Source organism: Candidatus Palauibacter australiensis (genome assembly GCA_026705295.1).
GTDB classification, from domain to species: Bacteria; Gemmatimonadota; Gemmatimonadetes; order Palauibacterales; family Palauibacteraceae; genus Palauibacter; species Palauibacter australiensis.
Map to the genome: position 1 here is coordinate 1 of JAPPBA010000124.1, position 10,961 is coordinate 10,961.

Below are 10,961 nucleotides of genomic sequence, written 5' to 3' on the forward strand. Positions count from 1 at the left end.
GCCCGGATCACCGCGGCTTCCGTGTGCGGGTCGGCGGGCAGGCCGGCGATGACCCGGACACGAGCGATCGCTGGGTGCCTTTGGAAGCCCATGAACGACCCCGCGAGGTCCTGGCGCGGTACTTTCCCGACATGGCCGGAGCCCCGATCAACGAGACGCGCGCCTGCCACTACTGCTTCGGTCCGAGCCGCAACTTCCTCATCGACAAGCATCCCGACTTCGACAACGTGTGGCTCGCGGGTCTGGGGACGGCCGAGTCGTTCAAGCAGGGGCCGGTGCTCGGCGAATACATCGCCAAGCGCGTCCTGGAGATCGAGGACGATCCGGAACTGGCCGAACAGTTCAGGTTCTCGCTCGAGGCGCCCGAAGGCCGGGAGCCGGGGCCGGACCCGGAGGATCTGGGCGGGTGACCGCGCGACGGTTTCTGCCGACCTCTGTTCTTGCCTCGATCGCCGGCGCGGCCGCGGTCGCGGGCTGCTACGGTCCGCTGCGACTCACGCCTTCGGATCACGCCATGGTCCTCGCCGAGCAGTCGCTGGACGCCGACCACCCCGCCCTCCCCGGGCCCTATCGCGTCTCGCGCCTCTACTACGGGAGCGGCACGGACCAGCGCCGGCCCGAGTACCGGGACTCCGTGTCGATCGTGACCGAGACGGTCGACGCCTCGAAGCTCGTCTCTCTCGGCGGATCCGCGAGCGAACGAAACGGCTACTGGGGCTTCACGCCGAAGGAATTCCCGATCAACGGACGCGCATGGTATCCCGAGGGCGAGGGTCCCTTCCCGCTGGTCCTCATCGTGCACGGGAACCACGACATGAGGGACTTCTCCGACCCCGGGTACGGCTATCTCGGCGAACTGCTCGCCAGCCGGGGCTACGTGTTCGCTTCCGTCGACATGAATTTCATCAACGGCGGCATCCGCAACGAGAACGACGGGCGGGGGTGGTTCCTCCTCAAGCACATCGACGCCTTCAAGGAATTCGCGGCGGACGAATCCACCCCGTTCCACGGCAAGATCGACTTCGACCGCATCGCCCTCATCGGTCATTCCCGCGGGGGCGAAGCGGTCGGGCATGCGGCGGCGTTCAACCGGCTGTCCCGGTATCCGGACGACGCTTCCCTGGAGTTCGACTTCAACCACGGGATCCGCGCGATCATCGCCATCGCGCCCGTCGATGGACAGTACCTTCCCACGGGACGCTTCGTGCCGGTCGAGAATATCAATTATATGGTATTCCACGGCTCTCACGACGGTGACGTGACGAGCTTTCACGGCTTGCGCCTCTATAATCGCCTGTCCTTCACGGACGGTGGCGACTACTTCAAGACGGCCATCTACATGTACCGGGCCAATCACGGACAGTGGAATACAGTCTGGGGGAACAAGGACAATGGCCCGCGGAGCGCGCGGCGCCTCGACTTGCGGGGTCTCATAGACGGCGAAGCGCAGCGGGAGTTCGGGAAGATCTACATCTCCGCCTTTCTCGAGACCACGCTGCGCGACCGTCCCGACTATATGCCGATGTTCCGGGACCATCGCACGATCGGCGGCTGGCTCCCCGAGACGATGTACATCACGCAGTTCGAGTCGAGCGGCTTCCGGGCGCTCGCGTCGTTCGAAGAGGACATCGACCTCACCACGGGTACGGCGCCGGGCGTGACGCTGGAGGGAGATTCACTCGGCACGTGGCGCGAGAACCTCCTCGACCTGCGCTCGCGGAACCGGCCCACGACGTCGAGTTCGCAGGGCAACAACGCGCTCTGGCTGGGCTGGAACAACCGCGTCGCCGGCGGCGGGGACGCCGTGGCGACGCCCGCCAGCTACGCCGTCTCGTTGCCGGACGGATTGGCCGCGGATTGGGGCCTGGGCGCCGCCTCGAGACTGAATTTGCAGCTCGGAGCCGTGGAGGGTCGTCCCTCGCCGAGAAGGCCGGAAGGTGACGACGACTCCGAGAGCGGTGGGGGGCAGGACGAGGAAGGGGCCGGTGGAGGCGACGCCGGTCGGGACGGGGACGACGAACCCGTGGATCTGTCCGTGGTCGTCACGGACGCCTATGGCGAGTCGGCGGGCGTGCGGCTGTCGGACTACGGTCCCATCCGGCGACCCCTCGAGACCGTCGTGCGGCGCCGCAACGACGCGGAATCGTTCGACAACCAGTGGGAACTGGTCCTCCAGTCCTTCTCCATCCCGCTCGCGGACTTCGTCGAGGCCAATCCCTCGTTCGATCCCGCCCGGCTCGACGAGATCCGACTCCTCTTCGACCGCACGACGGTCGGCACCGTCGTCGTGGACGACATCGGTTTTTCCGGAAGCTGAGGGATGGACGGCAGCTTGGGGATGAGAGACCTCTGAAGGGTTCCAGCGCACTGGGCACCGACCGGGAAGCGGGGCGCGCCGCCACCGACCGGTGACCGCCCTCTACACCGACGGGGATACTACGCTGGCGTCAGCGGAAGCTGAGGCCGAAACGATGTGCGTTGCCGTCCACGTCGAAGGCCTGGAACGCGTACTCGAGGGTCAGGGCGTCTCCCGTGAATGCGAGACCGAAGGTGAACGGGCTCCTCTTGTCTTCCACCACGCGCTGGAGTCCGGCGCGAAGGCGGAACGTGTAGCCCTGAACCGGCCAGTAGGAGACCTCGACGCCGCCGGCCGGGATGATCTCGCCGTCTCGGCGCCGCGCGACCTGGCTGGTGAGGAACATGTCCAGTTCCCCGACCTCGAAGCTCTCCGTCGAGATGCCCAGGGCCAGCTGCGTGGGGATTCTGTCCGTGAACTCCCTCGTCTCCAGGTCCGACCCCAGGTTGCGGGCTGTCAGGCTGACCATCGCCGGTCCGAACTCGCGCGCCACCCCCAGGTCCACGGCGAGCGCGCGATCCCGCAGCGCGCGCAGGAAGTGAAGTTCGACGTATTTGGCTACGACACCGGCATCGACCACGCCGAACAGCGTGCGTGCGTAGCCGAGCGAGGCCGCGAACTCGGTTGCGGGCTCGCCGTCGCCGAACGCCGCGGACTGCAGGTCCGGAAGGGGAGCGGTACCGGAGCCTCCGTAGCGCATGTACTGCAGACCCACCGCGAAGTCGCCCAGGCCGACGCTGCCCTTCGAGGCGAGTGTCGCGAGGGTGCCCTCCGAGCCGTATCGGTGCAGACTCGCCGCCATGCCGCCCGCGCGCCCAATGAGGGCAGGCGCGTAGAAGAGCAGGTCCGCCCCGCCACCGCGCAGGTAAGGTGCGTTCCCGTACGCCGCCGCTTCCACGCTGGCCGGGGCCTGGAGCACGAGGGCGCGGTAGGTCTCCCAGGGCCGCTGGACGAACTGTGCCCTGCTCTCGCCCGCAGTGGCGCCGATGGCCAGGATCGCGAGCGGCAGGGACACCACGAGCCGTGCGGCGGGGGATGGCGCGGCCCGTTCCCGCGCGGGTCTCAGTCCCACAGGCGCTCCGTCTCCAGGAATTCCCGGAACCCGTCCGGATCGTCGGCGGCGCGCTCGATGCGGGCCACGCCGCGCTCGATGTCCTCCATGCTGTTGGCGATCGAGAGGCGGAGGAAGTGCTGGCCCTCGGAGCCGATGCGGCAGAAGGAGGCCCGGTCCATCGTGGCCACGCCGTACCGGTAGAGCAGGTACATCTGCAGCATCCCGGACGGCGTCGTCCGCCCGCGGGATGCCGGAGGCATGGCGTCGTACGCCTCGAACACGCCCAGCCGCTCGCACACGCCGGAGACGTTCGGGAAGACGTAGAACGCTCCCTTCGGCACTTGGCAACTCAGGCCCTCGATCGCGTTGAGCGCGGGCACGATGAAGTCCCGCCGCCGCTCGAACTCCCCCACCATGTGCGCCACGACGCCGGCCGTGGCCGGGTCCTCGTACGCCGCCCGGCCCCCTTCCTGCAGGAACGGCGGCACGCACGACATGATGTTGATGTTCAGATTCTTGAAGACGTCGGCCTCCTCCGGCGTCGGCAGAACGGCCCAGCCCAGCCGCCACCCCGTCATGGCGAACCCCTTCGAATGGCCGCTCGCGATGACCGTCCTCTCCGCCATGCCCGCCTGCGACGCGATGCTCTGGTGCCCCAGGCCGTCAAAGAGGATGTGCTCGTAGATTTCGTCGGAGTAGATCCGGACGTCGGGGTGACAGCGTTCGCGGATCACCGCCGCGATGCCCGCAAGATCTTCCGCCGACAGCACGCCTCCGGTCGGATTCGACGGCGAGCAGAGGATGATGAGCCGGGTGCGCTCGGTGAGGAGCGCCCCGAGGTCGTCCGCCGTGAACGCGAAGCCCTTCTCCTCCGAGAGGTGCAGAGGCACGGGGCGCGCGCCCACGAACGTGGCCCAGGACTCGTAAATGGGGAATCCCGGACTCGGGTAGACGACCTCGTCGCCCCGGTCCACATACGTCTGGAAGGTGTAGCCGATCGGCGGTTTGGCCCCCGGCGTGACGACGACCCGATCCGCCCCCACGGAAATCCCGCGCGTGGCGGAAACGTGGCGCGCGATCGCCTCCCGGAAGGACGGGAGTCCCGCCGCATCGCAGTACCCCGAGTTCCCGGCCTCGAGTTCGGCTACGGCGACCCGATTGAGGTGGGGCGCACTGCGAAAGTCGGGGGCGCCGATGTTGAAGCGGATGACATCCATCCCCCGGTCGAGACAAACCTGGATGTCGTCGTTGACCTTGAAGGCGTTCTCGGTCCCCAGGTCGGCCAGACGCCGTGCGAGGACCGTCATGCGACCGCCCCTCGCCGAGCTCTGGATCGCCGCGCCGCTCCGCTATTCAAGGTCAAGACCCCCACGGTGTGGACCGTCCTCGGAGTGGGTTGCTCCGTAGCTGTCAGCCATATACCATATGTTCATGGATAGAGTCAAGACGACGGTGTACCTGAGAGCCACCGACTACGGTAAGCTGAAGTCGATCGCTGCCGCCGAGAACCGCTCCGCGGCCGAACTGATCCGGGAAGCGGTGGGCGAATACACGAGCCGCAAGGTACAGGATCGGTTGCCGCGCAGCATCGGCATGGGCGACAGCGGCATTCCGGACTTGGCCGAGCGGTACGAGGAATACCTCCACGGGTTCGGGGACGATGACCCTGCGGGCCGCGCTCCGAACGCCGGGAAGGAACCGGGCCCACGGGACGGAAACCGACGGTGATCGTCGCGGACACCAGCGCGATGCTGGCGCTGCTGGACCGCGGGGCGCGGGATCACGCCGCGATCCGCAACGCCTACGAGAAGCGACCCGGCGAATGGACCCTTCCCTGGGCGATCCTCCCGGAGTTGGATTACATGGTAGCCGCAAGACTGGGCACGGCTGTAGCTGCTGCGCTGCGCCGGGACCTTGCCGACGGCAGATTCATGATCGAGTGGGGAAGCCTGGCGGACCTGAGGCGGGCGGAGGAACTGAACGCGACTTACCGTTCTCTGCGCTTGGGACTCGTGGATGGCGTGGTCATGGCCGTGGCCGAGCGACTCCGCGCCCGGGCGATCGCGACCGTAGATCTGCGTAATTTTGGAGCCGTATCCATCGACGGGCAGCCGCAGCTCTGGCCGAGGGATCTCTAAGGGATGGCCCCGCTTCACGGGCTTCTCGTGCGCGCGAGTCGCACGTTCGCGGTCGGCATCGAGATCCTCCCCCGCCCGCTGCGGGACGAGATCACCGTGGCCTACCTGCTGCTGCGCGTTTCCGATTACCTGGAGGACAATCAGGAAATCGCGCGGGATGAGAAGGTCCGCCTGCTCGAAGCATGGCGGCGCGTGCTCGACGGGGGTTCGGGACGCACAGCCCTCATCGATCGTCTGGGAGAGGCCGCGGAAGACACCCCGGACGCATCGGTGGCTCGACACGCGGCGGCCGTTCTCGAGGGCCTCGACCGTCTGGCGCCCGAGGCGCGCGAGATCATTGTGCGCCGCGTGCGGGAATCCAGTGCCGGGATGGCGCGGTGGACGGAGCGGGGCTCGGAATTCGAGACCGAGGAGGATCTGGACGACTACATGCACGAAGTCGCCGGACGGGTGGGCCACCTGCTGACGGAACTGTTCACCCATCGGCTGCCGGGCGTCGGAAGGGACCGTGCGCGCATGATGGCTCTGGGGAGAGAGTTCGGCCTCGCGCTGCAGACGGTAAACGTGATCAGAGGGCTGCACGAGGACCGGCATCGCGGCTGGGTGTATGTGCCCGCGTCCTTCCTCCCCGGCGGAATGGATCCGGGCGAGCTGTTCGAGCCCGCGAACCATGCGGCGGCGATGACGGTGCTCGAGCGGCTCGTGGAGAAGGCGGACCGACACCTGGCGGCGGCCCGGAGCTACATGCGGATGATCCCGAGACGGTACCACCGGGTGCGACTCTTCTGCCTGCTCCCGCTTCTCTTCGCCGTGCGGACCCTGGCCATCAGTCGCACGAATCCGGAGGTGCTGGACCAGGAGACGAAGATGTCCCGCCGGGAGGTGCTCGCGATCACGCGCCGCGCGAAGCTCTTCGGCTTCTCCAATCGCTGGATCGCGCGGTACTGCCGTCGGCTGGCCACGCGAGGCGCCTGACGAACCACCGCCGGCCGGCAGCCGGCGATCAGGCGCGCGCCTGCCGCCAGCGTTCGCGCCGCGCCTCGAGGTTGTACTGCGTCATCACCAGCGCCGGCACGACGACCATGAGAAGGATCGTGGCGATGAACACGCCGAAGCCGACGGAGGTCGCCAGCGGCACCAGGTGCTGAGCGTAGGTGCTCGTCTCGAAGACGAGCGGGGCCACGCCCAGGAATGTCGTGATCGAAGTGAGCATGATCGCCCGGAACCTCTCCTTCGCCCCGCCGATGATCGCGTCCGCGGGCTCCAGGCCGGAGTCCCTGAGGTCGTTGATGAACCGGATCATCATGAGCGAATCGTTCACGACGACGCCGAAGACGCCGACCAGTCCGTACAGCGACCACAGTCCCCAACTCAGACCGAGGAGCATGTGGCCGGCCAGCGCGCCGATCGCGCCCAGCGGAACGGCGGCCATAATGATGAGGGGCTGCGTGTACGAGCCGAACGGGATCGCCATCAGGCTGTACATGATCAGCAGAGCGAGGATGAGCGACCGGCCCAGCACGGAGATCGCGTGATCCTGCTCCTTTCGCTGGCCGCCGTACGTGTAGGTGAGATCCGGGTTCTCGCTCGTCAGTCGCGGGAGAACCTCGTTGTCCAGCCTGGCGTTCACCTGCTGGCCGGAGGCGATGCGAGGGTCCACATCCGCTGTGATCGTGACGGCGCGGCGCCCGTCGACCCGGTGAATGGCGGCTGACGAGCGGGAGAATCCGGCGGACGCGATCTGGCCCAGCGGCACTTCACCGCCCGGCGTGCGGACGAGGTAGTTCTCGACATCGGTCGCGGAGTTGCGCTCTTCCTCGGGAAGCCGGACCCACACCCGCATGTCTTCGCGGCCCCGGGGCACTCTGAGCGCTTCCGCCCCGAAGAAGGCCGAGCGCACCTGCGTCGCGAAACGGTCGAGCGTCAGGTTCAGGGAGCGGCCTTCCGGGTTCAACTCCAACTGGAGTTCCCGGAACCCTTCATCGAGATTGCTCCGGACGTCGAAGGTCCCCTCCACGTCGGTCAGTTCGGCCGTGAATTCGCCCGCAATGGCCTCCAGGCGATCCGGATCCGGATGGGAGAGTTCGTAGTGAACGGGCAGTCCCAGACCCAGGAGGTTCGATGAGATCGAGAGCGATTTCGCTTCGGCGGGAATCCCGACCTCCTCTCGCCACACACGCTCGAAGGTGGAAGCGGCGATGCCCCGGCGGTCCCAGTCATGGAGCTTGAACTGCACCGTGCCGAGGTGGCCGCGAGCCGCCTCCACCGCGTCGCCTCCGAGAGGATCGTACAGCGCCGCCAACTCGCCCACCGTCACGGCGACGTCGAACTCCAGCGGCTCCTCGCCTTCGTCGTCCCCGTCCGAGAGACGGGCCACGGCCCGGTGTCCCGCGGCTTCGATTTCCGCGACGATCCGGGCCGTGCGTTCGGCCGGAGTCCCCGTCGGCATCTCCAGGTTCGCCGACACGACATCGCCCTCGATCGGCGTGATGAACTGGTTGGGCACGAGGCCCGACGCCACGGCCCCCAGCGAGATCACGAGCAGGCCGGCCGCCGAGGCGAGGATGATGGAGGGCTGCTCCGTCGCCAGGCGGAGTCCACGGTCGAGGGGGCCGTCCGCGAGGCGCTTCATGATCCGGTCCACGCCCCCCTGCGCCCGGTGCAGCATGCGCTGGGCGGCGCCGGATCTCCGCACGCCGGGAGCGGCGAGGTGGGACAGGTGGTTCGGGAGGACGAGCAGCGATTCCAGCAGCGAGATCACGAGCACCGCGATCACCACCAGCGGAATCCCGCGGCCGAGTTCTCCCTGCGGGCCGGGCGCGTTCAGGAGCGCGGCGAAGGCCGTGATCGTCGTGAGAACGGAGAATATGACGGGAGTGCTGACGCGCCGCGTGCCGCGGATGGCGGCCGCGAGCCCCCTCTGGCCGCGCTCTCTCTCGGCGAAGATGCTCTCTCCCACGACAATCGCGTCGTCCACGACGATGCCCAGCGCCAGTACGAGCGCCATCAGCGAGAACATGTTGATCGAGATGCCGAGGAAGCCCATCACGAGAAACGCGCCCATGAACGAGACCGCCAGACCCACGGCCACCCACATCGCGAGCCGGATTTCCAGGAAGAGCGCCAGCGCCAGGAAGACGAGCGCGAATCCGATCAGGGCATTCTCCGTCATGAGGCCGAGGCGCCCGCCGACTTCCTCCGAATCGTCCTTCCACAGTTCTACCGAGACGCCTTCGGGCAGGGTCGGCACGACTTCGGCGTCGAGATACCGCTTTACGGCTTCGGCGATGTCCAACACCTGCTCGTCGGAGGTCCGGTACACGTCGACCCGGACCGCGGTCTGCCCGTTGTAGCGCGCGTTGAGATCGGTGTCCGCGAATCCGTCCCGCACCGTCGCGATCTCGCCGAGCCGAACCGACGTGCCGTCCGGGCGGCCGAGGAGGATGATCTCCTCAAAGTCCACCTGTTCGTAGTTCTGTCCCAGCGTGCGCACGAGGAGGTCCTCGCCGCTGGTAGACACCCTGCCGGCGGACAACTCGAGCGAACTCTGCCGCACCGCGAAGGCGATGTCGTCCAGGGTCAGGCCGAGCGCGCGAAGCCGTCTCAGGGGCACCTCAATCGAGATCTCGTACGGACGGGCCCCGCTGATTTCGGCCAGCGACACCTCGGGAAGGGCGGAGAGGCCTTCCTCGATGCCGTATGCCAGTTCCTTGAGCGTACGCTCCGGGACGTCGCCGTACACGAGGAGACGAATGACGCTCTGCCGACTCGTGATTTCCCGTACCTCGGGCCGTTCGGCGGCGGCCGGGAAGGTCGGAATGCGGTCGACTTCGGCCTTCACCTCGTTGAGGGCGCGGTTGACATCCGTTCCCGAAGTGAACTCCGCAATCACCGACGCGAGCCCCTCGGAGGCGGTGGATTCGACCCGGCTCAGGCCGTCCACCGCGCGGATCTGCTCCTCGATTCGGCGGACGATCGACTCCTCGACCTCCTCCGGAGCCGCGCCGGGATAGGGGACGACGATCTGGACGCGGTCCAGGGAGAAATCGGGCAGGACCTCCTGGACCAGGTTCCGGGCCGAGGCCAGCCCGGCGAGGACGAGAAACAGCATGACCACGTTCGCGGCGATGCCGTTCTTCGCCATGAAGCCGATGGGGCCCCGAGTACTCCTTTGGTCGACCTGACCCTCGTCACTCACACGGTGCTCCTCCGTGATGTGTCCCACCCCCCCTCATCGGACTCCGCAGGTCCAGCTGCCCGTGGGAAAACGCGGCTGAGTCAAGCGGCGCTGCATCTAACGGTTTACGCGGCGCGCGGTCGATTCGCCAGAGCGCCGGGCGAACGGGCTCCGGGGAGTTACGCCCCGAAACTTTTGCCAATCCCTGTCCGGAAGTATTCTCTACGGTTGACATGGTATTATCTTCGGCTGACATGGAGAGGCTGAGACTGACACTCATATGAGGATTCCGTCCAGCTACGCTGACGGGTACGAGGCGGCGCGGGCTGTCGACGCCCGATTGGCGGACGATTTTATCCGCCATACGACCATCGGCGACCCCCTTGCCGATCGTGTCGTCGAGGATCTCGCGGCCACGTGTTCCCCCGACGAGGTGCATCCGCTCATCTCTTCGGCCCTGCGGGATCCGTTCGAGTTGCCCGATGGCCTCCCCGACTCGCTCCGGGAGCTGGTGAGCGAGGTATCCGCCATTCCGGACTGGTACGATCCGAAGTTGGCGCAGGCGGCCACGCGCGGCTTCATCCGCAATTCCAACATCATTCCGGCAGCCCTCGCCGGAGCCGCGATCGTGGAAGGCTTCTCGACGCTGATCAGCAAGTCTTTCCGGATTCGGGGCCGCATCACCCAGAACGGGGTTCGCCGCCTCCGCCAGAACCTGCTGCACCTCGCCGACCAGTACCTCCCCGGCGGGATGGAACCGGGCGGCGACGGGTGGCGACTGACGCTTCGAATCCGATTGGTGCATGCACAGTCGAGGATGCTGCTCAAGGGTTCCGACGAATGGGACGCGGCGGCGCACGGCATGCCTATCAGCGCTGCCAATATCCTGCTCGCGTCAACCACTTTCTCCGCACGTCTCCTCCAGCACGCCAGACGCCTCGGCGCCAAGTTCGGCGACATGGAGTGGGAGGGCTACGTCCACGTGTGGAGGTATACCGCGTGGATCATGGGCGTCCCGGAGGCGATTCTCTTCGAGGACTACGCCGACGCGCGCCGCAGATTCGAGATCGGGATGTTGTGCGAGCCCCCGCCGGACGACGATGCCATCATCATGGCGAACAGCATCGTCAACAGCGCTCCGCTCCTGCTGGGCGTGAAGGATCCCAGCGAACGCCGACCCTTAATGCGGTTTACTCGACCGGACCGATCGGGCGATTCTCGACCAACGACGTCCTC

At 67.1% G+C, this 10,961-nt stretch carries 9 protein-coding genes; 6 read left to right on the top strand and 3 right to left on the bottom strand.

Annotation, left to right across the window (positions count from 1 at the left end):
• Together OXN85_09685 and OXN85_09690 are read left to right on the top strand one after the other, a co-directional pair.
• Positions 1–410 (top strand): FAD-dependent oxidoreductase (locus OXN85_09685; protein ID MCY3600225.1); only part of this gene is annotated, 410 nt, incomplete at its 5' end.
• The gene (locus tag OXN85_09690; GenBank protein ID MCY3600226.1) at positions 407–2,317 is read left to right on the top strand and encodes a hypothetical protein; all 1,911 of its coding nucleotides are present in this window, start codon (positions 407–409) and stop codon (positions 2,315–2,317) included. The genes OXN85_09685 and OXN85_09690, both read left to right, overlap by 4 nt.
• Before the next feature lie 130 nt (positions 2,318–2,447).
• Here OXN85_09690 and OXN85_09695 read toward each other — a convergent pair whose 3' ends face one another.
• Positions 2,448–3,428 (bottom strand): hypothetical protein, encoded by a 981-nt coding sequence (locus tag OXN85_09695; GenBank protein MCY3600227.1) that lies wholly within the window; start codon positions 3,426–3,428, stop codon positions 2,448–2,450.
• Entirely contained in the window at positions 3,419–4,717 is a 1,299-nt protein-coding gene (locus OXN85_09700) for an aminotransferase class I/II-fold pyridoxal phosphate-dependent enzyme (GenBank protein ID MCY3600228.1), read from the bottom strand. Before OXN85_09700 ends, OXN85_09695 begins: the two co-directional genes overlap by 10 nt.
• Before the next feature lie 124 nt (positions 4,718–4,841).
• On the opposite strand from OXN85_09700, the gene OXN85_09705 reads away from it, so the two are divergent.
• From OXN85_09705 to OXN85_09715, 3 genes are read left to right on the top strand one after another with little or no spacing between them, the layout of a single operon-like run.
• Positions 4,842–5,138 carry a hypothetical protein gene (locus OXN85_09705; protein ID MCY3600229.1) on the top strand — a complete coding sequence of 99 codons (297 nt, stop codon included), beginning with the start codon at positions 4,842–4,844 and terminating at the stop codon, positions 5,136–5,138.
• On the top strand, positions 5,135–5,548 hold the full coding sequence (locus OXN85_09710; GenBank protein ID MCY3600230.1) for a PIN domain-containing protein: 414 nt from the start codon (positions 5,135–5,137) through the stop codon (positions 5,546–5,548). Before OXN85_09705 ends, OXN85_09710 begins: the two co-directional genes overlap by 4 nt.
• Positions 5,549–5,551: 3 nt before the next feature.
• Entirely contained in the window at positions 5,552–6,523 is a 972-nt protein-coding gene (locus OXN85_09715; protein MCY3600231.1) for a phytoene/squalene synthase family protein, read from the top strand.
• A gap of 28 nt (positions 6,524–6,551) precedes the next feature.
• On the opposite strand, the gene OXN85_09720 is transcribed toward OXN85_09715, so the two are convergent.
• Positions 6,552–9,746, bottom strand: a complete 3,195-nt coding sequence (locus OXN85_09720; protein ID MCY3600232.1) for an efflux RND transporter permease subunit — start codon at positions 9,744–9,746, stop codon at positions 6,552–6,554.
• 259 nt (positions 9,747–10,005) lie between these two features.
• On the opposite strand from OXN85_09720, the gene OXN85_09725 reads away from it, so the two are divergent.
• On the top strand, positions 10,006–10,961 hold a 956-nt coding region (locus OXN85_09725; protein MCY3600233.1), incomplete at its 3' end, for an oxygenase MpaB family protein.

Bases quoted from the DNA above. Each gene is read 5' to 3' on its own strand.
- OXN85_09700 (MCY3600228.1), bottom strand. From the start codon at position 4,717: ATGACGGTCCTCGCACGGCGTCTGGCCGACCTGGGGACCGAGAACGCC.
- OXN85_09705 (MCY3600229.1), top strand. From the start codon at position 4,842: ATGGATAGAGTCAAGACGACGGTGTACCTGAGAGCCACCGACTACGGT.
- OXN85_09715 (MCY3600231.1), top strand. From the start codon at position 5,552: ATGGCCCCGCTTCACGGGCTTCTCGTGCGCGCGAGTCGCACGTTCGCG.